The organism is Paenibacillus sp. Y412MC10 (assembly GCF_000024685.1).
GTDB lineage: Bacteria > Bacillota > Bacilli > Paenibacillales > Paenibacillaceae > Paenibacillus_AQ > Paenibacillus_AQ lautus_A.
On the sequence record NC_013406.1, the window covers coordinates 5,958,670 to 5,980,856 of the forward strand.

The following is a 22,187-nucleotide window of genomic DNA, read 5'->3' on the forward strand; positions in this document are numbered from 1 at the left end:
CAATGATCGCCTTGCTTCCCTTCCACAGTAAGAAAAAAAGCTCCCCACAAGTTCAAGGAACCTTATGAGAAGCCTTCCCTCATTCTTATAAGAAGACAAGCAGCAAAATGCCGACAACAAAGCAATAATAAGCGAAATATTTCAGATTCCCGCGCGCCATGATATTCATGAACCATTTCATCGCAAAATAGGTGCAGATGAGCGTCGCGATAAATGCGATCAAATAGGGAATGAACAGCGGAGCAAAATCAGGATCCGATGCCATATCCGACACGCCCAGCACCATGCCGCCGAGGCTTATCGGAATGTACAGCATAAAGGAAAACCGCAGGGCCGTCTCCTGCTTCATCCCCACGGCGATCGACGTAATGACGGTCGAGCCGGATCGGCTGATCCCCGGAATCAGCGCCACCGCCTGTGCCAAACCTACGATAAGCGCGTCCTTGAACGACAAGTCATTATCCAGCTTGCGGCCGCGAAGGTTCCGAATCAGCCAAAGTGCGACTCCCGTAAATAGCAGCGCGACGCCTACCGTGCGAACCGAAGCGAATATTTCCTCAATCTGGTCTTTGAACAACAGTCCGATGATGACAGCCGGAATCGTACCCACAATAATATACAGAATGAACATGAAGTCGGATTTAAACTCCGGTCGTCGTGTCCGAACATAACTTAGGCCGTTCACAATCAATCTCTGCAAATCCTTGCGAAAGATGAACACGATCGCAATCAATGAGGCCGTATTGGTCAGTATTTCGAACGACAGCCCATTCTGCTCCATGCCCATCAGCCTTTGGGCGACAATCAAATGACCGCTGGAGGATACCGGAATCGGCTCCGTAACCCCCTGCACAATTCCCAGCAGCAGATACTTCAACCACAAGATGAAATCTTCCATTACTCTCCTACTTTCTTTGCAACATGGGTATAGCTTATAAAAAATACTAGTCTATCATATCTCATAAAAATAGGAAGAATCAAACCACGAGCAAGAGTCATCGTTGGTGCATGGAGCTGCCGGAAAGACGATAACCTCCCGTTGTTCAATTGCGCAAAAAAGATATGTAAACAAGAGAAGCCCCTCTAACCACGGAATTAGAGGGGCTCCTAATCTATTGTTAAGAGGTGATTCCATCATAAGATGCGTAGCTTAATGGAACCTTAAAGCTTCATTAGGGGGACATAAAAAGTGATGTACCTAACTTTTTGACCTTGAGCTGTCTGGACGGCAATGTTATATGCAAAGTGGTCTTACCTTTTGAGATTCTTAATAAGCAAGATCAAAAGAAAAAGCACCTTTAAGGTGCTTTTTCTTTATTCTTTATATATGACCAAAATATCATACGTTCCGTCTGCCGATGAAAGCTTAATATCCTTCACATCGTCAGGATGAATGTTATACAGGAATTCATTCACCTGATCCTGCAAATCGTCCAGATTGGAATCGCTAAAGAGCTCGACCTTCAATGTTTTTAGCATATAAGCACCCCCTAATTTCAAACTTCGACATAAAACGGGAGTTCCCTGCTGGAATCGAGTAAACGACACGTTTCATCTTTAACTTGCATTTATCTGTTTTCCACACGCACTGCTAAATAACACCCCCAAATTATGGTATATTGGTGGAGTCGTTGTTCGATTTTGAGAAATGATTATAAAAAACGTTGTGGTGGTGGACGCATTATGCAAGTTAAACACAAACGAATCATCCGGTTTGCTGCCAAACTGATATTTCTTTCGGTCGTTCTCTTCTACGCCTTCATCTATGTGATGGAACGCCCTGGCGGATTAACGGATCGGCGCATGTCGCGAGCGCTGGGGCAGGACAATATCCTTCATATCCCGCTCGGGAAGACTCCGGATAACGCGGTTGAACAGTTTAGAGGCCCATCCTCCATGCATGTCATTCACCGTGAACCCGTGAGCGGAGGCACTCTTTTATTTATGAAACGACCTTACCAAGCGGGAAGCCATAATTTGCAAGTAGAATATGTACGAAAAACTCGGATCGGTTGGAAATGGGCTTGGGGCGGCGGATATGGAATCGGCGAATCTTCACAATCCATAGCAGCGTTAAATTACATGGGCATGCCTGAATTAGACCATCTCTCTACCCCGTTTCCCATGGTGTTCGGGGATATTCTGGATCCCTCGATAAAAAAGGTAAGCGTCAAAATCAAGGGCAAAGGTAGTTATAACGCTAAGCTGACTGCTGCGGAGGCTGAAAGAATGATCTGGTTCGTATTTCTACCGTCGCCCGCTTCCACATCTTTTGATATCGAAGGTTTGGATGGTGAGGGGAATCTCATCGCCCGCAAAACAATAACCGATCCGCGCGACAGCGGCTCGGTCCATTTCGAAATGGATCGACATTAATCCGGTGAAATAGCGGATAAAAGGAAAAATTAGCACAGTCTCACTACTCGGAAGTCAGAAGTACACTCGTTTGGTAAAGAATCGTTAAAGATTATTTGGGGCAAGATAATTTTGGTACCTGCCCATGCATTTCAGACGAACAGAGAAAGGAGGTCCTTAACATGAAGAAAATCTGCATGTCTTTTCTCGCTGCTATGAGCATTGCTTGCATGTTGGTTGTCCCTGTTTCCGCCGAAAACAACAACAGGAATGCAAATGACATGAACACAAACAACGTTAACGCTAGAAGTTATAACACCAACGCAGCCACCAATGATAACGATACAGACTGGGGTTGGCTTGGATTAATTGGTCTTGCCGGTCTTGCCGGGTTAAGACGCCGTACCCCGGAGCGCCATTAATTTTTGCGATAAGCTTAGGGAACAGAAGTAAAATCCTGCTCACATAAGAGCAGGATTTTTTCTTTTCAGGTACCTTTAATTTGTAACTTTAGATCCCCATTCTTCATGTTTCACTTCACTATACAGGAACTTCCATTTTGTTACTCCGTATGAATCTTCAAGGGGTTGATTTCAATGTTATGGATGTTATTTGGCGTCGTCATCATTCTAAATAGCCGTTATAGCTACATGAATCCGGATTCGGATTGGATACGATGGAATAAACGGTTACCGGAAGACTACGAGCAGGACGATCATGATTTGTTAAAAACCCAGGTTGGTGCGGCAATAGGCGGATTTATTGGCGGCGTATTGGTCTTAATTGGGTTTGCGACGCTTGTTCAACCTGGCGGTACCCCTATGTCATGGGGGGCGCTTTTTCTGTATGCTGTGATCCTCATAGGCATGGGTCTCCTGGCCAGAAGGTATCCAACATTCGGCTGGAGCAGGGATGAAGGCTGGAAAGTCAAAGGAGATTCGGAACGAAGCGATACTTACATGGATTTAGTAAAATTCGGCGGATTGGTTTCCATATGCCTCGGATCCGCTTTTTTTGTACTTGGCCTAATCATCTTATTGGTTTGACATGTGTGCTGAGGAGAAGAGGATTTTTCTGTTTCGCGGAAAACGTTCCTTTACAGCCAACGGAGATGATAGTTAATAAAACAGCGGCAAACCAAGGCTCAAATAGCATCTTAGCTTGCCGCTTTTTTGGGTGTTTTTCAAAACGAGCATCATCTTGCTCAAAACCTTTTACGAACGGTACTTTTGTGCTTCTCACACAATTTACCCTGAAACGTTCAATGCATATAAGTGAGATCTCTATAAGGTATTTACTTAGAATCCCCAAGTACGGAGTATAATGACAAGCAGAATAAAGAGAACGAGAATAACACCAACACTACCGCCATACCCGGAACCTTCATATCCACTCATTTTCCCTTACTCCTTCCTAATTGGAATACTACATATTATGTAAGGGCGTCTGATAATGCAAAGGCATGAGGTAATAGTCAAAGGCATAATTTATATTAAAATAATAAAGCAAAGTGGATGAAACTATTATCTACCCTTGTTCATCACCTGTGTTTCCGCTATAACGATGAGCATGTGGGATCCTGCCATCTACGGTGGTATAACCTTCGAAATAATGATAGTGCCCACCGCCTGCCAATGGAATGGCGGGTCCAGTCGTTCCTCTAATCATGTGCTTGTGCTGGTCATTAAATGATGTTTGGGCATGGTAATTATGGACGTGTGGCACGCCGCTTGGAGCTGGTTCAGTTATACCCACGTAATGATGGAAATGTCCAACGTCAAAAGAGGTATCTCCTTGAAAGGGATGGACATGAACGTTTACCGGTCTTCCATCCCAAGATGTTAGAAAGAGTTGATGGGAATGACTGGAATCAGGGTTATTGGAATGAACAACAAAGCCCGTTATTTGTATTTCCATCCAATAGTGCCTCCATTCTATTAATGCATGATTTCTTTCTTGTTTACCTTCATGCCAGATAATGACCGATCGAACATGTCTAGAATAAATAAGAATCGTTCAGCTTCACGAAAAACATGATCTGCTAATAAAGGATGAATGATGCTTTTGATTCGGCACTCTTCAATTAAGTCGCGCGCAGTCTTCTTAAAATCGCGCAATGATTTGACTGAAACGCGGTTTTCATCAACAAATTGACTTAGTAATGGATGGGTTTGCGATTGTGGACGCATGGAACTTAGGTCAATGGCTTGAAACATCAACGTATCAAAATCTTGGCTAAACTCCCTTGCTTGTTCCACTAATTTTCGCTCCGATGGATCAAGCAGATGACCTATAAATTTTGCATGGTCAGCCATGATTTTTAGGAAAAAGACATTTTCATCGATAATCGCATCAGGTAATGGTTCAAGTCTCCCGTTATTGAGTTCCTCTAACCGATTTCTAAAGTAATTCGCTTCTCGGCTAACATGATCTACAAGCAAAGGGAAATTTGTTCCCCCAGGGAGCTGGCACCTTAGTATAAGCCCAAGTACCTTTCTCTTAAATGCCCAAATGTGTGCAGCAGCATTGTGAACTTCTGAATTAAACTGTCGAATCGTTTGTGGATCGGTATCTGCTTGATATGCATGTGATCTTCTTTCAATATCCTCAAAGATGGCATGAAATTGATTAGCCTCATTGATTAACTGCGTGTCTTCACATCTAAATCCTAATCGAAGAAAAAAGGAATGTTCTTTCATAATGCGAGACCAAAAACGTATTTCGTCTAATGACCTGACTACAAAAGGATCCGACAACCCTACCCCACCTTTCGGCACACGAAATAATACAACCATTTATAGCGGCTCGATAACAATGTATATGGGGATAGCATGTTTCAATATGCTATGTTAGGAAAATTATGCAAAAAAAAAAAACAAATAGGCGTTAAACCGTATAGGATATTCCTAATTGGCTTATTTGTTTATGAAGAAGTTCGGTGAATTTTAGGACAACTTGCCCCCTGTACTTATCCTTGTGATAAATTAGTCCGACTTGCCGTAAAAATGGGTTTTCTGCTATATTCACTATTTTTACTCCAGGTTTGTCCCACTGCTTCATCAAGGTTTCGGAAAGGATGGAACAGCCTACCCCTGCTTCTATCAGGGTGATCATTGATTCAATGGCATCGATTTCGATGGCTGGTCGCAGATCAATTTCCTTCAGGTTGCAGATAGAATCCAATTGATGTCGACACCGATAATTTTTAGGAAACAAAACAAGAGGGAGGTCCTTAAGAGCCTCTAAGCTTACTTCGGGCCCTTCCGCTAAGGGATGGTCGGCATTAACTACTAAATAAAGCTTTTCTTTGTACAGCAGTTGGGAAACGATACGTTCATCATGAACAGGAATAATAGTAAGAGCCAGGTCGATCTCGTTATTAAGCAAGCGTTCCGCAACATTGTCCGCGCTGATGACCCTAACCTGAACTTCGGAATAGGCCTCATGAAAATCCGGCAGCAGCCGGCAAACAAGCGCATTTAATTCGCCCGGTAAAACCCCAACCGAAAGGCGTCCCCGTTTGATATCTTGCAGTTCTTGAATTTCTTCACGTACGCTCTTGAAGCTGTGAAAAACAGTGTGGCAATGTTTTAGCAAAATGAATCCGGCTTCAGTAATAGCTATTTTTTTGCCTATCCGATCGAATAAGGGCATCCCCAATTCGTCCTCAATTGCTTTTATCTGGTGGCTTAGGGTAGGCTGCGTGACCCCCAATTTTTCGGATGCTCTTGTAAAATGCAGCTCTTGACAAACAGCCATGAAATATTCTAATTGCCGGATTTCCATATCCTGCACCCCGGTTTCTGCGAGTCTTAAAAAGCTCATTCTTCTTTATCAACGATTTGTTTCATATTCAGCATGTATTATAGATAATTTATTTTCATTAACAAAACAATCCCCGACTTCTATCCGAAGGGGATTGTTAAGATGTGCAGCTTATCCATGAATCGCTTCGCCAAAAAACTTATTCGTGCCATGGCGAATGAAGTACACTATCGCAAAAATCTTTGCGTTTGAAGCCCGGGAGTAACCGAGCGCATACATCTGCCTTGATATTGCCGTAGGTCGTTTCCGGTTTGTGAGCAAACCCCTCAAGAAACGCTGGTAAAATCTTGTTCTTAAATCCATTACGCGGATATGCCAACGTTACTTGGTTTCGCACATCTTCGGTAAATGCATCAAAATTTTCCCCAACAACGTCATAGCTAACGCCAGAGTTAATCAAGGCAACTTCCGGTTCTTTATACTGGGCTATTCCAATAGTTGTATGCAAGGCGACCGCATCCCATACGAGCCGAGCAGATTCTTCTGGCACTCCATAACTTCGTAAAAAATCACGTGCTGCGTTAGCTCCGTCCACCTCAAAACGTTTATCTGGACTGCTGTAGTGCTTGGTAAGTCCTAAGTCGTGGAACAAAGCGCTGATATACAGCAGTTCTAAATCATATTTTACATTGTTTCGTTTTCCCATAAGTGCACCAAATAGATATACCCGGTGGGAATGATTCCACAGTAAATCGTTTCCGTGCTCACGAAGCAACTCTGCGGCTGCTTTTGCCAACGTGCTGTCCGGTATTTGGATTTCTGCAACTACATGTGACATGATGGACACTCCTTACATTTTTAGAGTCGGCTTGTTGCTTACGAACTCCATTCTATGCCCCTTATAATCATTCATCAATATTATCATTTCTATGATTATCATAGATTATACGCATAATAAGACACGCACATATTAGTATGCTCGCAGATGGCAGAAGCTGATTTCATTACAATCGTGCAGTGTGCGTGGTCATGATGACACCGAAACTACTCTGAAGATATACGCAACACGCGCGCCCGTTTCGATATCATAGTATTTTTCGATTGCATTCATGCCTGATGATTTACCTGCAAGTAAGTTATCGATCATAGCTGTTGTAATGCCATCAACAACTGCCTCTGCCATAGTATGGGCTGTTAGTCTTGCAGCTACACTTCTAGTCGTAATGGAATTTGCAACTGCCGCGTGTTCAATGCATTGTAGTAAATTTTACCTACCTCTGATATACTGACATTATTACTATTGTCATGGGTGCGTGATCAATCAGATGTGGAATAAAGAACTAAAAATAGCCATTCGAGAGAAGCAAAGCGTAACCGTATACCTTACCAATGGCGAAGTATTACAAGGCATACCGGATTCTTGTACAGATCGCTTAAAGATGCGGAGTGTTTATGGGCCAGTCTGGGTGCCATTAGTTGAAGTAAAGCATGTGAGTCGATTAATACGGCTAAACATAAAAAAAGAACCTACTAGCATTAGCTAGTAGGCTTTTTTTGCTATCTAAAAATGAAATGTACTTGGGTACCGTCCGGGTATCCCTCCAAATAGTTACCTACCCAGCTGCCTGCTCCTCGATTGTCAGATGGATCTATGTATTCGATACTTGCACCGTCTCCTCCTTCGGCACACATGGCCATCGGCCACTCATCGCGATCATATCCTTTTTTCGTAGGGATTCCCTTTAGTGAAGAACTCCTGTTATCCTCTGCACCAGTTCGATCAATGGTACAAATATCGGAATGGCCGGATTCAATGGCCTTTTTTATGTGATCCGCCGTCTCAGGATATTTATCCGCTGGAAACTCTAATTCGACAACGGTACCCGGTATTGGTGGGTTTACATCACTGTCATCTAACTCCGGAAAATAATTAAGGACCAACCAAACCAGTAATAAAGATAAGACCACTGTTCCAAATTTCATGAATAACTTTTTCATACAAATTGCTCCCCCATTCAAAGAAAAACCCCTGCCAGCATAGGCCAGCAGGGATTTTCTTACCGATGCCTTCAGTTTACTTTTTTTAGTATAAGCAAGTTGGCATATATTTGTAAATCACTTCTCTGTAATTGTCGCTGTCTTGGCATGTCGTCGTTCCTCCCTGTTTATTGCTCATTATTTTAATACTTATATGGATCGCCCAATTTATTTAGGTCAAGTGTCACTATTCATTTGTACACATAATATGCACTATCTCATGATGAAAGGGAGAAGACCAAAATGAATCAACAAAGCCATAGCATTCAAGGTAATCAACAAAGGGAACCACAGCCTTATCATTACGGCCATGAGCATGACCATCACCCACATTTTCATCCATATAGTCACCCGTCAGGCCATCATATGATCCATCATCACCACCATCATCATCACCACTTTCACCACCACTACCAAATGAGGAGAGACGAAGATTAATAATAGAATAAGATAACAATAAGGCGAGAAGAGTTACGCCCTCATGCTGCCGAGCGTGTCATTCTCGCCTTTATCTATGGGGGTAGCCCCACACATATTAGTATGCTCGCGTGATTTTATAATAAAAGGCTCCCTCTCGGGAGCCTTTTAAATAGCGGTATTAAGGTTTTTAAGGCCTTACTTACATCATGCCGCCCATTCCGCCCATGCCGCCCATGTCAGGCATAGCTGGTTTTTCTGGTTCTGGCTTGTCAGCGATAACCGCTTCGGTTGTCAGGAACATGGCCGCAACGGATGCAGCGTTTTGAAGAGCGGAACGCGTTACTTTGGCAGGGTCAACGATACCTGCTTCGAACATGTTCACCCAAGTATCGGTAGCCGCGTTGTAGCCGATGCCGATCTCTTCTTTTTTCAGACGCTCTACGATGACGGAACCTTCTTGGCCAGCGTTAGCTGCAATCGTGCGGATTGGCTCTTCCAGAGCGCGCAGAACGATGTTCACGCCTGTTTTCTCGTCGCCTTCAACTTGAACTGCAGCAACAGCGTTGTATACGTTAACGAGCGCTGTACCACCACCGGATACCATACCTTCTTCAACCGCAGCGCGAGTTGCGTTCAGGGCATCTTCGATGCGCAGTTTGCGTTCTTTCAATTCCGTCTCAGTAGCCGCACCGACTTTGATAACCGCTACGCCGCCAGCCAATTTAGCCAGACGCTCTTGCAGTTTCTCTTTGTCGAAATCGGAAGTCGTTTCTTCCAATTGGTTGCGGATTTGCTTCACGCGAGCATCGATATCTTCCTTGTTGCCAGCGCCATCCACGATGATCGTGTTCTCTTTGGTTACGCGCACTTGACGAGCGGTACCCAATTGATCGATGGAAGCCGTTTTCAGGTCGAGGCCGAGCTCTTCCGTAATCACTTGGCCGCCAGTCAATGCAGCGATATCTTGCAGCATGGCTTTGCGACGGTCGCCGAAGCCAGGAGCTTTAACAGCAACAGCGTTGAACGTTCCGCGCAGTTTGTTCACGATCAGCATCGCTTGCGCTTCGCCTTCGATGTCTTCCGCGATCAGTACGAGCGGTTTGCCTTGCTGTACGATTTTTTCAAGGATCGGCAGGATCTCTTGCGTGTTGGTTACTTTTTTATCGGTAATCAGGATGTATGGATTCTCAAGAACGGCTTCCATTTTATCCGTATCGGTGATCATGTATGGAGAGATGTAGCCGCGGTCGAATTGCATACCTTCTACTACTTCAAGCTCCGTCAAGAAGCCGCGGGATTCTTCAACGGTGATAACGCCGTCTTTACCCACTTTGTCCATTGCTTCTGCAATCAGTTGACCTACTTCTTCGTCAGCTGCGGATACGGAAGCGACTTGAGCGATCTCCTGATGGTTTTTCACTTCTTTCGCGATATTCGCAAGCTCGGTTACGGCTGCTTTAACCGCTTTGTCGATACCCTTGCGGATGATCATTGGGTTTGCGCCAGCTGTAACGTTCTTCAGACCTTCACGGATCATGGCTTGTGCCAGAACCGTTGCCGTTGTTGTACCGTCACCGGCAACATCGTTGGTTTTGGTAGCTACTTCTTTAACTAGCTGAGCACCCATGTTCTCGAATGCATCTTCCAGCTCGATTTCTTTAGCGATGGTTACGCCGTCATTCGTGATGAGCGGGCTTCCGAATTTTTTCTCAAGAACCACGTTACGGCCTTTCGGTCCGAGCGTTACTTTAACTGCATTTGCCAAAGCATCTACACCGCGAAGCATGGAGCGACGGGCGTCTTCACTGAACTTAATGTCTTTTGCCATGGTATTACATACCTCCCTAGTGGATTATGGAATGGTAAAACAGGATATATTCAGGCATTCATTAGCCTAAGATCGCGTGGATGTCGCTTTCTTTCATAATCAAATATTCTTTACCTTCGTATTTGATTTCTGTTCCAGCGTATTTGGAGAAAATAACGCGGTCGCCTTCTTTAACTTCCAAAGGTACACGTGCGCCGTCTTTCAGGGAGCCGCTGCCTACAGCAATAACTTTACCTTCTTGCGGCTTTTCTTTAGCAGAGTCAGGAAGTACAATCCCGAATGCCGTAGTTTCTTCTTGTTCGATCGGTTCTACCAATACGCGTTCACCTAAAGGTCTGATCATGAAAAAATAGCCTCCTTTAAATATGTTGTGATGCTTTTTTCAAAGCTTTATGTATTAGCACTCGACAACCCTCAGTGCTAACAACCAATTTTATGATACTCAAGTTGTCTTAAAATTTCAAGTCCTTTGCATGAATTTTTGATCATTTTTTTGCAATCCGGACTTAGGGAGAGGTTGTCCCTAAACCCCCTTCACCATTGTATCCATGACCAGCCAAAATATGCCTGTGGCTTTAGGAACACTACACGAATGGAACCATAGATCTAATCATCATTCGGCAGAACAAAACAGCCCAAAGCATGCCCTTCCGCAAAAAGGTTTCATTCTTTCATAAAACTGCGGATTCGTTGATGTGAGCTGTATAATTGCCAAATTGGCCCTCTCCTTTCGTCAAACCGTGAATAACTGCGGTCCGCCGGCTCCCCAGGCTTCAACCAGCGCGTTCCGAAACAAAGCATCCAAGCTTTGGTCCAGATCCGTATCTTGATGCTTCTTATCCTTGGTCAACTGCTCATATTCGTTCAATTTCTCTTCAATGAATGCGTTAATGATAGGAAGCTTCGGTTCAATATTCATCTCTTCACCCGAACGTTTGCGAAGAAGCAATTGATCAATCTCCTGTTTCAGCGCACTTCCTTGATCTAATAAGCGATCCGTAAGCAGCTCGAATTCCATGGGAGGCATTTCGTTGTAGGTTTGAATCCAGTCGCATGCCAGGATCGGACGCAGTACATAGAAATATTTTTTGATCTTAACGTCTCCCCCTTGCAAATACATCCGGTAGTTGCCTTTTGCCATGTTCAGGTAGTGGTGCATGCATGATTTAGGCGAGAACGCAAGCGGAGATATGCTTCGGATTTGCTGGGCGATGCCAAGCGTCTCCTTATACTTGATGGGGGACTCCAGCCATTCAAGCAGGGGCGGATTCGACTTGCGAAAAAGCCCCAATGCTTTTTTCAAATCCCAACCGCTCATATCCAGCCTGTCGTTGATTGGCCGCTCAATCACATCTCGCTTGTCGAAGATCGATAAATACCACTCCACGGGTCTGATATAGATAAACCTTACGTCGTAATCGCTGTCCGTCGACGGGAACCCCCAGGCCCTGCTGCCTGATTCGCAGGCATACAGGATTAGGACCCCTTCCTCCCGCTCAATCCGCTCAAGTTCTTGTTGAATCGTCGATTTCATTTCCTGCGTTATATTCATATCCGGAATCTCTCCTTCTGTAGTTGCCGTGTAAATTTCCGATATCCTTATTGTCTTCCATGCGTTCCGATTTCAACAGGGCAAAAGTATGGCGATAACAAAACGAGTACTGCTCCCTGTGCGAACGGTGCGTGGTCCGGGGCATGCTTGGATTGGCTGTCGACCATATGAAGGTGTTACAATATCCCTCCTTTATGCGGTTCCCTATCCTTGCTACAATAGTTACAGACTGGATCACGTGCGATCTACTATATGATTTGAAGGAGGGCGCCATGGCTCGGGAAAGCTTCGATAAAGAAATCCAATTTCTTCGTATTCTGGCGCTGGCCGGCGGCGCATACAACCGGCAACAACTGGCTGATCGCCTTGGCATTTCAGTACATACCTATGACAAAACGCTCCGAAATTTAAAAAATATGATTGAATCGCTTCAGCCGCAGCTCTCCGAAGAACAAAGTCTTACCCTCTCCGAAGGTCTGCGCTATTCATACTATGAAACCGCTGATCCGCTCCTGCTGCTGCTGTTCCGCGGCAAATCGCTCAAAGCATCGGAAAGCTTGAGGCTATCCATGATCCTCACCCAGCTGCAGCATCAGCAGTTAACCGCGAAGGAACTCATCGAACGCTGCGGCGATCAATTCCCGGACGGAGAAACACTGCCCGATGAGAAGACGATACGCGGGGATCTCAAATACCTGGAAGAAGTCGGAGTCATCGTGAAGACAGGCGCAGAACGGCCGTACCGTTACAGGGGCGCCCGTGACCTCATCGATTCGTTGTCGGATGACGAGCTTCTTGATCTCTACGATTATGTGGACGTCATGTCGAACACGCAGCTCCCCTCTGTTCAGGGGTATATGCTTCGAGACAATTTAAAGAGGGCCCTGCGCAATCGTGACATCGCCGCACACTCGGTCCCGGCCTATATTTATAAGTATCATTACCATTCACGCATATTGGATGAGGCGCATCTGCACACCATTTTTCAGGCGATCTCCAAAAGGGCGAGGCTCCGTTTCCTGTATTTATCGCCAAAAAGCTCTTCACGCTATGCTTCCCGAAACACGAATCCGCTGTTCCATAGGGAATCCAGAGGGCTTCGGGAAACGGTGTTGCCGCTGCGCGTGATCTATGACCATCAATACGGCCGTTGGTACCTGATCGGTCATAACGGCAGACAGGGCCTCATGAAGTTTCGCATGGAAGGATTGACTCAAATCGAAGAAGGCGAAGTGGTTGAAGAAGAAGTATTCCAACAGCGACTCATGGAAACGCTGGCCGAATTCGAGCACAGCTGGGTTACCGATACCCGTAATCCCACCAAGGTCGTGGCCAGATTCTTTAACCCGGAGGGCAGCAAAGTGAATTTCGTGCTGAACCGGGTTAAGGCGCAAGGGCAATGGGGGACCGTTACCATGGAATCCGAGAGCTCGTTCTTATACGAAATTGAAGTGAACGGCACCAGCGAAATTAAGCCTTGGCTCCGCAGCTTCGGCTCCAGCTGCGAGGTGCTCCAGCCACGCTCCCTTCGGCAGGAGTTCATTAAGGAATGGAAGGAGATTGCCGCTTATTATGAGCCAGAATCCATTCGAGAAGATATTTAACTACCAGATCATAACAAGGCTTGAGGAAACCGACTCGATTGCCATTACCGCTCAGGAACGGGGATGGCTGAAAATGATGCTGGTGCACCCCGAGGCGGCAAACGCCTTTACGCCCGGCACCTTGGACCGGCTCAAGGAGCTCCTCCACATGGAGCATAGCGGTGCCGAGATGAAAGGGATCATTCTGGAGAAAGCCAAGGGACAGGAACGAAGCGTTTACCATCCGCATCTTCGAACCTTGCGCAGAATGATCATGCAGGATCAGGGCTTTCGCCTAAGCTACCGCACAAAACATGGAGAAGCGCGCAGCAATCAGTCCGGTTTCCCTTACAAACTGGTGTACTCCATGATCAAACGGGAATGGATGCTGATCTGGTACAGCAAAAGCCGTAGAGGACTCATGTACACGAAACTCGATCATATTTTATATATACAAGGGACTTCGCTCCCCTCCTTCCGGATCGATCGCATAAAGGAACGGCTGCAAAAGCTGATGGAAAAACAGAAAAAGCAAGCGATCATTGAAATCCACCGGCGGTACAACGGGGAATTGTCGCGGATCCTTTACGCCTTTTCCTGCTTTGACAAAACGGTGCATTATGATGAAGCTTCCGATACCTACCGCATTCAGGTCTGCTATTTGGAGGGTGAGTGCGAATTTCTGCTCTCGCGCATTCGCTTTCTCGGCCTGAGGGTGAAAGTCGTGGAAGGAAGCACGCTGCAGGCCCGAATGCAAGAAACCGCAGCGCTGGCTCTGGCGAGATATGCGCAAGATGAAGGTTAGGACGCCGCCCTGACATGATTCCCATAAAGAAGACTGAGGCAATGATGAACACTAATTTCTAATCCATCATTCATTGGACAAAAAACAACCCGCAAACCATACTCCCGAGGAGTGAAGTTTGCGGGTCATTTTTATTCTTAAAGGATCTCTTATTTTGCAAAAAACAATACGGTCAGTCCTCTTCGTCTGCCCTTACATAGCGGCTGTCCCGTTCCATGTCCGCCTCTAATTGCTTGCGATAGATCACGGAAGACAGAAACACGCTGAATTCGTATAGAAGCAGCAGCGGAATCGTGACCAGGAAATCCGATATAAAGTCCGGCGGCGTGATGACGACCGCGATAAAGACCAGCGCGAAATACGCGACCTTGCGCATCTTGCGAAGCCGCAGCGGATTCAGAATGCGAATTCTCGTTAAGAACATCACCACAAGCGGCAGCTCAAACAGCAGAGCCAGCGGCAATACGAGATTGAACATAAAATTCAAGTAATTGGTAATGCCGTAGGTTTCCTGAAGCCCCATGCCCTGCGTGATCGCCGTGGTAAACGACAGCGTCATCGGAAATACGATGTAATAACCAAACGTGATCCCGACGATGAACAGAACAAACGCATACGGCACGTAACGTATGGCCGCTTTCTGTTCTTCTTTGCGCAGCCCCGGCTTGACGAACGCCCAGAGCTGATAGAAGATCAGCGGAACGGAAATGACGAGCGAGAAAATGGCGGCGATTTTCATGTAGATTCCGATGCCATCCCAAAAAGAGAAGGCATGCAGCTCAAAGTTCTTGGCTTCTTCGGCCGCCGTCAAATAATGATAGATCGGGTCCGCAACGAAAAGCCCCCCGACCAGTCCTGCTACGAATACCACGAGCACGATTATAATTCGTTTGCGAAGCTCGCCCAAATGCTCCACAAGCGCCATATCTTTCACTTGCTCCGACAAGTTAACCACCACCCTGTATGTGACCCTGACAAAACAAAATCCCTCCCGAAGGAAGGGACTTCAAGCCTTGCTTTAATTCTATTCCGGAAGACGCTTGTCTTCAATCTTAGCTGGCTCAGCGGCAACGGCTTGCTGGGGAGCCTCTTCTTTCTTCTTCGCCGGTGCATCGTCAGCGATAATCTCCCGCGCACCGTCCTTAAACTCACGGAATGTTCTTCCGACCGCACGTCCCAGTTCAGGAAGTTTGTTCGGTCCGAACAAGAGCAGCGCCAAAATAACGAGCAAAATAATGCCCGGCACTCCAATTGTACTCATATCTGTTCTCCTCCTCGTCCTGCTTAATGCCTTCAAAAGGACTTCAGGATGACATTAATCCATCATGCCTTGCAGCTGCAACAGGTTTTTAACTAAAGAAAATCATCCGACTCCAGCAGTGAAACAAGCTCATATACCGCCATCATACCATAATGTAAATCACATATACAGTCCAGAAACGTGACAGTTTATTTACATAATTATCTAATAAGGTACTCGTTAGAGCTGCTCGCGATACTGGCCCGTTACCATCAACAGTGCCTCCGGAAGCTGATCCATGACCGCGGCCAGATTCTCGTGCACGCCTTTGGGAGAGCCCGGGAGATTGACAATCAAGGTACGGCCGCGGACGCCGCATACGCCCCGAAACAGCATCGCGCTCCGATTCTTCTGCATAACGGTAGCACGCATCGCTTCCGCAATGCCGGGCACTTCGCGTTCGATGACCCGCTTGGTCGCCTCGGGCGTAACATCCCGCACCGCCAGCTCCGTACCGCCTGTCGTGAGGACAAGGTCCACTTGATAATAATCCGTAAGCTCGATCAATGCCGCGATAATTTCGTCCTGCTCGTCCGGTACGATCCGGTATTCGATGATTTCACCGCTTAGCTCTTCCTCCACCAATTCCCGGATCACTTGAGCGCTCGTATCCTCGCGTTCCCCCCGCGAGCCTTTATCGCTCGCCGTCAGGATCGCCGTTTTCCACACCATCTGCCCTCTCTCCTTCCCACTCGTCCGAATCTCCTGTATCTATGCTATGTCGTTTCTTGTATGTAATCCCCGCTCTTGCCGCCGGTTTTGCTTACCAGCAGGGTCGGGCCGATGATCATGTCTTTCTGCAGGGCCTTGCACATGTCATAGACCGTAAGCGCAGCGGCTGAAGCAGCTGTCAAAGCTTCCATTTCAACACCGGTTTTGCCTGTGGTTTTCACGGTCGTTTCTATATATAACTCGTCTTTGGCGTTATCGCTGAACGCCACGTTCACGCCGGTCAACGGCAGCGGATGACACATCGGAATCCAGTTCGACGTGTTCTTGGCCGCCATAATGGCCGCAACCTGTGCCACGGCAAGCACATCTCCCTTGCCGATCTTCCCCTCCTGGATGCGGGCCAGCGTATCCGGATGCATACGGACCGTTGTCTTCGCTACCGCTGTCCGGGCGGTTACATCCTTATCACTGACATCCACCATTCGTGCTCTGCCTTGGTCATTAAAATGACTCAGTTCCATCTCTTATCCCTCCGCTGCAGGTCTGGTCTTCACGTTATGCCCCTGTTCCGTAACCAAACCGTCCAATACCCTATCATGTTCTTCCATAGGAACTTGTTCCAAGACCTGAACCTCGTAACCGATCCCCACCCACAAGGGCTTCTTGATCCGACGAGCGTCGGCTTGTGCTCCCTGGTTAAGCCTGTCCGACAGCCGGTCGTAATAACCGCCTCCGTATCCAAGCCTTCCGCCCATTCTGTCAAACGCAAGCCCGGGGACCCAGACGATATCCGGTCCCGGATGATTCCATTTTTGCGACCGCAACGGATCAGGCTCCGAAATGCCGTAAGCGCCGGAAACCAGCTCGTCCCATGCCTGAAGCTTATACAATTCCATCGAACGGTCTTGGGTCAAGCTCCGTGGAACGATAACCTGGATCCCCTGCTTCCATGCCCATTCGATAAGAGGCCGGGAATCCAGCTCGGAACGAAAGGGAACATAAATCATCATGCTCTGAAGATGGAGACGGTCCATGACCTCCGCAGCAAACGCGCAGGCTTGCTTCGACCGCTTGGCCCGCTCTTCCTCTGATAACTCGTCCCTTCGCAATGCCATCGTTTTGCGCAGGGCGGCTTTTGCGGATGCCCGCTTCAAATATTCCTCAGGGTTCACACGTGATCTTTCCTCTCACGCTTATAATTAAGTTTAGTTTACCACTGTTCCTTCCTTTAGCCAAGAATGACGGAAGTCGCCAATCATGGTCGATTGTTCGGTCATTTTCATGTACACTTAATTTAAGATAGAAGAAACACATAAACTCCAAAGCACGCGATCATTCAGATTGCCATAAAACAGCGTCTACGCGCGTTCTGTCGGAGCATGTACGTCGGAAGTCGTTTTTTCTTATAATGAAGAATTAATGGAAGAATCATATAGAAAGATGGAGGTTTCACATAACATGCTGCTGCAAGCCAATGGCATTACGAAATTATATGGCGTTACGCCCGTCCTGGACGGGATCAATCTGCAAGTCCTTGAACGCGAAAGAATCGGCCTCGTCGGAGTCAATGGAGCCGGGAAATCGACGCTGCTTAAAATTTTGGCCGGCGAGATGTCCTATGATGGCGGACAAATCTTCAAAGCCAAGGAAACCACCGTCGGTTATCTTGCCCAGAACAGCGGGCTTCAGTCCGATTCCTCCATATGGAACGAGATGCTGGATGTCTTTACTCCCCTGCTGGAGATGGAGCGTGAGCTTCGTCAGATGGAGGAGCAAATCGCCGACCCCAAGTCGAGCGAAGATCCGAAGAAATACCAGGAGCTTTTGGATCGTTATGCGGTCCGCTCGGACTGGTTCAAGGATCAAGGCGGATATGAGATCGAAACACGCATACGCAGCGTGCTGCACGGCATGGGATTCGGCAGCTTTTCGCCGGATACGTCCATTGCCACGTTAAGCGGCGGGCAGAAGACAAGGCTGGCCCTTGCAAAAATACTGCTGCAAGCACCCGACCTGCTGATGCTGGACGAACCGACGAACCATCTGGATATCGCAACCCTCACCTGGCTGGAGGATTATTTGCGCGGTTATTCCGGCTCGCTGCTCGTCGTATCCCATGACCGGTATTTCCTGGATCGGCTCGTGACCACCATCGTGGAGATCGAACGCTGCCATTCCAAAAAATATACCGGCAACTACAGCCGGTACATTGAGCTGAAAGCAGCCGAATACGAATCCCAGCTGAAGCAATACGAGAAGCAGCAGGATGAGATTTCCCGCATGGAGAACTTCATTCAGCGAAATCTGGTACGGGCCTCTACGACCAAGCGTGCGCAGAGCCGCCGCAAAGCGCTGGATAAAATGGAGCGGCTCGACAAACCGCTGGGCGATCTCAAGAAAGCTCATTTTTCTTTTGAAGCCGAGTATATGTCAGGGAAAGACGTCCTTCACGTACGTGATCTGTCGCTTGCGTTCGAGCAGGACAAACCGCTGTTTCGGCAAGTTTCCTTTGATCTCAGCCGCGGGGAAACCGTAGCTTTGATCGGACCCAACGGGGTGGGCAAATCGACGCTCCTGAAATGCTTGATCGGTACCATGAAGCCGACGGCGGGGTCACTGCAATGGGGTACAAAAGTGAAGATCGGCTATTACGATCAGGAGCAATCCGAGCTGAACCCAAGCAACACCGTCCTGGAAGAGCTGTGGGGCACCTATCCGCATATGGAGGAAGCCCGCATTCGTACCGTTCTGGGCAATTTCCTCTTCAGCGGCGAAGATGTCCTCAAGAAGATCAGCTCCTTAAGCGGCGGGGAAAAAGCACGCGTCTCGCTTGCCAAGCTCATGCTTCTGGAAGCCAACATGCTCATCTTGGACGAACCGACGAACCATCTTGACTTGTTTGCGAAAGAGGTGCTGGAATCGGCACTCATGGATTACGAGGGCACTTTATTGTTCATATCCCATGACCGTTACTTCCTTAATAAAATGGCGGAACGCATCATCGAGCTTCATCCGGACGGCATTCAACATTTCCTGGGTAATTATGACGACTATACGGAGAAAAAGCAGGAAATTCTTGATATGGACAACGAGCCATCCGAGCCGTTTGCCCGCCACACCCTGAAACAGGAAGGGAAAGCCGAGGCTCTGCCTGAGAAGCAAGGGGCCGTTTCCTTCGAAGCCGAGAAGCAGGCGAAACGGGAGGAACGAAACCGTCAGCGCAGGCTTGCAAGCTTGGAGGAGCAAATTCATGTCCTGGAATCGGACATTACCCAATTGGAAACCGAAATGACCTTGCCGGAGATCTATCAGGATTATATGGCGCTCCAAGAACGGCAGCAGTCGTTAGAGGAGAAAAAGAGTCAGCTTGAGCAAATATTTGCCGAATGGGAGTCATTGCTGGAAGCCTAAAAAAATTCACAAAAGTGTTTCAAATGAAGATTTACGTTTATACACAAACTTATCCCCAGGAATGGTGCATAAGTTTATCATGAAAATGGCCGAAATGGCCATTTTTTTGTTGTTATACGCGGATCCCCGGTCCTATATCCAGCTTTATCCACTAAGTTATTCACATTATCCACAGTTTCCACCGGGAAATTTGAAAATCCTGTCCCCTCTTTTCAGCTTCTTGCAAAAGACCGATTTATCGACATTTTTCTCGGTTATGCACATTTTTCGGCGAATATGTGGATAACGTTGTTCACAACTTGACAGAGTTTGATGTTCTATATATTTAGCTCCTATATAGGGCCTACCTTTTATTATTTTGGAAAAAAGCGACCTTCCCCGTTCCGGGTGGAAGGTCGCTTGTGCCAATCTTAAGTAAATGTAAGCACGCTGAGGTCCCTTAATCGCTTCGATGCCTAAACCGACATTAACGCCGAGTTGCATGCCGCAACGTATGCCAAGCCTGCGGCCATGACGATATCCTGGTGAACGGCCGTGCCGCGGAAGATCTTGCCGGCCTTCTCCACCGTTACCGCCGCTTCGGCATGCGCGTCCTCGCCGCTGCTTAAAGAATGCAGCTCCAGATCGCCAAACCGGATGTCGCTGCTGATTCCTTGGCTGATCGCCGATATGACGGCTTGCACGGGACCGTCCGCCACGCTGGAGTAGGTGGCTTCCGTCTGCTCGCTCAATTGGCGCAGCGTAACCGCGGCAACCCTGCTGCTTCCCGTGCCGGAAATGACCTGCGCCTCGGCCAGTTCGTACACCTGTGCCGGCTTGCCCAATGTGCGGCTGACCATCTGCAGCAGCTGATCATCGCTGACCACCTTTTGACGGTCAGCCGTTTCCTTGAAGGTATCGTACAAGGATTCCATCTCGGCTCCCTCGAGCCGGACACCGTAACGGGCCAAGCGGTCCTTCAGAGCATGGCGGCCGGAGTGCTTGCCCAGTACGATCATGCTCCGCGGAATGCCCAGCTTCTCCGGATCCATAATCTCGTAGGTGCTACGATCCTTCAGAAGACCGTCCTGGTGAATGCCGGATTCATGCTGGAAGGCGTTCCGGCCGACCACGGGCTTATTGAAGGCGATCGGAAAATGCATCGCACCGCTGACGAGGCGGGATACCTCGTACAGCTTCTCGGCCGTAATGCCCGTCTCTCCCCGCAGCATGTCGCCCCGGGTAGATAGAGCCATGACAAGCTCTTCCAGCGCGCAGTTGCCTGTACGTTCGCCCACCCCGTTCACGGTGACCTCAATTTGACTCGCGCCGTTCTCGATCGCGGCCAGGCTGTTGGCCACGGCTAGACCGAGATCGTTATGGCAGTGGGCACTGTAGGCGACCCTCTTCCCGCCTCGGGCGCCTTCCCGCACCCGCCGGAACATCTCGCCGTATTCGTTCGGAAGCGCATATCCGACCGTATCCGGCAGATTGATGATCGTGGCTCCCTCTTCGATAACGGCCTCCACCATCTCGATCAGGTCGTCGATGCCCGTTCGGGAAGCATCCATCGCCGTGAATTCCACCACATCGCTGAATTGCCTCGCATAAGCCGTCATTTCACGCGCCCTTGCCACGACTTCCGGACGGCTCATGCGCAGCTGGTGGCGAAGATGGATGTCGGAAGAGGATATAAACAGGTGAATCCGCCTTCTCGCCGCATCCTGGGTTGCCTTGACGGCCGCATCAATATCCCCTTTTACCGCTCGCGCGAACCCGCAAATCTCCACCTGCTGCAGCTGCCTTGAAATGGCCTGCACAGCGGCGAACTCTCCGGGACTGGACACCGGAAAGCCGGGCTCCATCACGTCAACGCCCAATTCCGCCAGTTTTCCGGCCAGCACCATCTTCTGCTCGGGCTGGAGACTTGCCCCTGGTGCCTGTTCTCCGTCCCGCAATGTCGTATCGAAAATTCGGATCGTTCTCTTGGATTCATTCATCTTCCGATATTCCTCCTTCGTTAGGGTACAACCCTGATTTTCATTCGATTGGATTCTGTTGTTCTATCCAACTGGTTATGTTCAATGCACGTCCGCACGTCGACTTGCGTCCGCTTCCCACCCTGCTGCTGCCTGCAGCAAAAAAGCCCGCCATCTCTTATATCATAAGAGACGACGGGCTAAAGACCCTCCGTGGTACCACTCTAATTGACACGCCATGCTGTTCAGCGATGCTAACGCACGCACGTGTCCACTCACCGTCCATGATCTCCTCATGCCGGCCGGGTCATGAAGAGAATGGACTTCCCGATGACGGAGGAACGCCGTAAGAGAGTCCTATCTGCATTCTTGGCATTCGATCCGGGTCGATCAAATCATCCGACCTGCAGACGTTCCCTCTTCCGCTCCCGGGCGAGATTCGAAGCTTGCTGCCGCTGCGTTGCACCAAAACCGCAGCTCTCTGTAGACAGCTCCCTTCTA

General features: G+C 48.1%; 24 protein-coding genes and 1 other annotated feature (1 of these 25 running past the window's edge). Of the genes, 6 read left to right on the plus strand and 18 right to left on the minus strand.

Annotated elements, in window-relative coordinates; translation table 11 throughout:
* Positions 1 to 85: 85 nt before the first annotated feature.
* Positions 86 to 898 (minus strand): undecaprenyl-diphosphate phosphatase, encoded by an 813-nt coding sequence (locus GYMC10_RS26120; RefSeq protein ID WP_015737273.1) that lies wholly within the window; start codon positions 896 to 898, stop codon positions 86 to 88.
* 416 nt (positions 899 to 1,314) lie between these two features.
* Positions 1,315 to 1,479, minus strand: a complete 165-nt coding sequence (locus GYMC10_RS32050; protein ID WP_009593971.1) for a sporulation protein Cse60 — start codon at positions 1,477 to 1,479, stop codon at positions 1,315 to 1,317.
* A 204-nt stretch (positions 1,480 to 1,683) separates the two neighbouring features.
* On the opposite strand from GYMC10_RS32050, the gene GYMC10_RS26125 reads away from it, so the two are divergent.
* The 3 genes from GYMC10_RS26125 to GYMC10_RS26135 all read left to right on the plus strand — a co-directional run bounded on the left by GYMC10_RS26125 (position 1,684) and on the right by GYMC10_RS26135 (position 3,401).
* Positions 1,684 to 2,376 (plus strand): hypothetical protein, encoded by a 693-nt coding sequence (locus GYMC10_RS26125; RefSeq protein WP_015737274.1) that lies wholly within the window; start codon positions 1,684 to 1,686, stop codon positions 2,374 to 2,376.
* Positions 2,377 to 2,537: 161 nt separating this feature from the next.
* Entirely contained in the window at positions 2,538 to 2,777 is a 240-nt protein-coding gene (locus GYMC10_RS26130; RefSeq protein WP_015737275.1) for a WGxxGxxG family protein, read from the plus strand.
* 174 nt (positions 2,778 to 2,951) lie between these two features.
* Entirely contained in the window at positions 2,952 to 3,401 is a 450-nt protein-coding gene (locus GYMC10_RS26135) for a hypothetical protein (RefSeq protein ID WP_015737276.1), read from the plus strand.
* On the opposite strand, the gene GYMC10_RS32365 is transcribed toward GYMC10_RS26135, so the two are convergent.
* The 10 genes from GYMC10_RS32365 to GYMC10_RS26170 all read right to left on the minus strand — a co-directional run bounded on the left by GYMC10_RS32365 (position 3,385) and on the right by GYMC10_RS26170 (position 11,957).
* Positions 3,385 to 3,597 (minus strand): hypothetical protein, encoded by a 213-nt coding sequence (locus tag GYMC10_RS32365; RefSeq protein WP_144374278.1) that lies wholly within the window; start codon positions 3,595 to 3,597, stop codon positions 3,385 to 3,387. The genes GYMC10_RS26135 and GYMC10_RS32365 overlap by 17 nt on opposite strands.
* Positions 3,598 to 3,653: 56 nt before the next feature.
* Complete coding sequence (locus GYMC10_RS32055; protein ID WP_015737277.1) at positions 3,654 to 3,752, minus strand: YjcZ family sporulation protein; 99 nt, start codon at positions 3,750 to 3,752, stop codon at positions 3,654 to 3,656.
* 130 nt (positions 3,753 to 3,882) lie between these two features.
* Positions 3,883 to 4,272 (minus strand): YmaF family protein, encoded by a 390-nt coding sequence (locus GYMC10_RS32060; RefSeq protein ID WP_015737278.1) that lies wholly within the window; start codon positions 4,270 to 4,272, stop codon positions 3,883 to 3,885.
* A gap of 20 nt (positions 4,273 to 4,292) precedes the next feature.
* A complete protein-coding gene (locus tag GYMC10_RS26140) occupies positions 4,293 to 5,054 on the minus strand; it encodes a DUF2935 domain-containing protein (RefSeq protein ID WP_235201881.1) in 762 nt (253 codons plus the stop codon).
* 187 nt (positions 5,055 to 5,241) lie between these two features.
* Positions 5,242 to 6,141 carry a LysR family transcriptional regulator gene (locus tag GYMC10_RS26145; protein WP_036665214.1) on the minus strand — a complete coding sequence of 300 codons (900 nt, stop codon included), beginning with the start codon at positions 6,139 to 6,141 and terminating at the stop codon, positions 5,242 to 5,244.
* Between the two features lie 178 nt (positions 6,142 to 6,319).
* Positions 6,320 to 6,958 carry an HD domain-containing protein gene (locus GYMC10_RS26150; protein WP_015737281.1) on the minus strand — a complete coding sequence of 213 codons (639 nt, stop codon included), beginning with the start codon at positions 6,956 to 6,958 and terminating at the stop codon, positions 6,320 to 6,322.
* 719 nt (positions 6,959 to 7,677) lie between these two features.
* On the minus strand, positions 7,678 to 8,118 hold the full coding sequence (locus GYMC10_RS26155; RefSeq protein WP_015737282.1) for a NucA/NucB deoxyribonuclease domain-containing protein: 441 nt from the start codon (positions 8,116 to 8,118) through the stop codon (positions 7,678 to 7,680).
* A gap of 658 nt (positions 8,119 to 8,776) precedes the next feature.
* Entirely contained in the window at positions 8,777 to 10,405 is a 1,629-nt protein-coding gene (groL, locus tag GYMC10_RS26160) for a chaperonin GroEL (RefSeq protein ID WP_009593977.1), read from the minus strand.
* Positions 10,406 to 10,466: 61 nt separating this feature from the next.
* Positions 10,467 to 10,748, minus strand: coding sequence for a co-chaperone GroES (gene groES, locus GYMC10_RS26165; RefSeq protein WP_006212454.1), 282 nt, complete (start codon positions 10,746 to 10,748; stop codon positions 10,467 to 10,469).
* 390 nt (positions 10,749 to 11,138) lie between these two features.
* Positions 11,139 to 11,957, minus strand: a complete 819-nt coding sequence (locus GYMC10_RS26170; RefSeq protein WP_015737284.1) for a nucleotidyltransferase domain-containing protein — start codon at positions 11,955 to 11,957, stop codon at positions 11,139 to 11,141.
* Between the two features lie 272 nt (positions 11,958 to 12,229).
* Between GYMC10_RS26170 and GYMC10_RS26175 the strand changes: the two genes are divergently transcribed.
* Both GYMC10_RS26175 and GYMC10_RS26180 read left to right on the plus strand, forming a co-directional pair.
* Positions 12,230 to 13,561, plus strand: coding sequence for a helix-turn-helix transcriptional regulator (locus GYMC10_RS26175; protein WP_015737285.1), 1,332 nt, complete (start codon positions 12,230 to 12,232; stop codon positions 13,559 to 13,561).
* On the plus strand, positions 13,530 to 14,345 hold the full coding sequence (locus GYMC10_RS26180) for a WYL domain-containing protein (protein WP_015737286.1): 816 nt from the start codon (positions 13,530 to 13,532) through the stop codon (positions 14,343 to 14,345). Before GYMC10_RS26175 ends, GYMC10_RS26180 begins: the two co-directional genes overlap by 32 nt.
* A gap of 172 nt (positions 14,346 to 14,517) precedes the next feature.
* Here the strand turns inward: GYMC10_RS26180 and tatC are convergent, their stop codons facing one another.
* The 5 genes from tatC to GYMC10_RS26205 all read right to left on the minus strand — a co-directional run bounded on the left by tatC (position 14,518) and on the right by GYMC10_RS26205 (position 17,489).
* Complete coding sequence (gene tatC, locus GYMC10_RS26185; RefSeq protein ID WP_015737287.1) at positions 14,518 to 15,291, minus strand: twin-arginine translocase subunit TatC; 774 nt, start codon at positions 15,289 to 15,291, stop codon at positions 14,518 to 14,520.
* Between the two features lie 78 nt (positions 15,292 to 15,369).
* Entirely contained in the window at positions 15,370 to 15,606 is a 237-nt protein-coding gene (locus GYMC10_RS26190; protein WP_009593973.1) for a twin-arginine translocase TatA/TatE family subunit, read from the minus strand.
* 219 nt (positions 15,607 to 15,825) lie between these two features.
* The gene (locus tag GYMC10_RS26195) at positions 15,826 to 16,317 is read right to left on the minus strand and encodes a molybdenum cofactor biosynthesis protein B (protein WP_009593970.1); all 492 of its coding nucleotides are present in this window, start codon (positions 16,315 to 16,317) and stop codon (positions 15,826 to 15,828) included.
* Between the two features lie 44 nt (positions 16,318 to 16,361).
* Positions 16,362 to 16,838: a cyclic pyranopterin monophosphate synthase MoaC gene (gene moaC / locus GYMC10_RS26200; RefSeq protein WP_009593966.1), complete on the minus strand. Its 477-nt coding sequence runs from the start codon at positions 16,836 to 16,838 to the stop codon at positions 16,362 to 16,364.
* A 3-nt stretch (positions 16,839 to 16,841) separates the two neighbouring features.
* A complete protein-coding gene (locus GYMC10_RS26205) occupies positions 16,842 to 17,489 on the minus strand; it encodes a 5-formyltetrahydrofolate cyclo-ligase (protein ID WP_015737288.1) in 648 nt (215 codons plus the stop codon).
* Between the two features lie 286 nt (positions 17,490 to 17,775).
* On the opposite strand from GYMC10_RS26205, the gene GYMC10_RS26210 reads away from it, so the two are divergent.
* The gene (locus tag GYMC10_RS26210) at positions 17,776 to 19,728 is read left to right on the plus strand and encodes an ABC-F family ATP-binding cassette domain-containing protein (protein ID WP_015737289.1); all 1,953 of its coding nucleotides are present in this window, start codon (positions 17,776 to 17,778) and stop codon (positions 19,726 to 19,728) included.
* Between the two features lie 455 nt (positions 19,729 to 20,183).
* On the opposite strand, the gene GYMC10_RS26215 is transcribed toward GYMC10_RS26210, so the two are convergent.
* The gene (locus tag GYMC10_RS26215) at positions 20,184 to 21,707 is read right to left on the minus strand and encodes a 2-isopropylmalate synthase (RefSeq protein WP_015737290.1); all 1,524 of its coding nucleotides are present in this window, start codon (positions 21,705 to 21,707) and stop codon (positions 20,184 to 20,186) included.
* Between the two features lie 164 nt (positions 21,708 to 21,871).
* Positions 21,872 to 22,187, minus strand: a binding site (T-box leader); it runs 23 nt beyond the window's last position.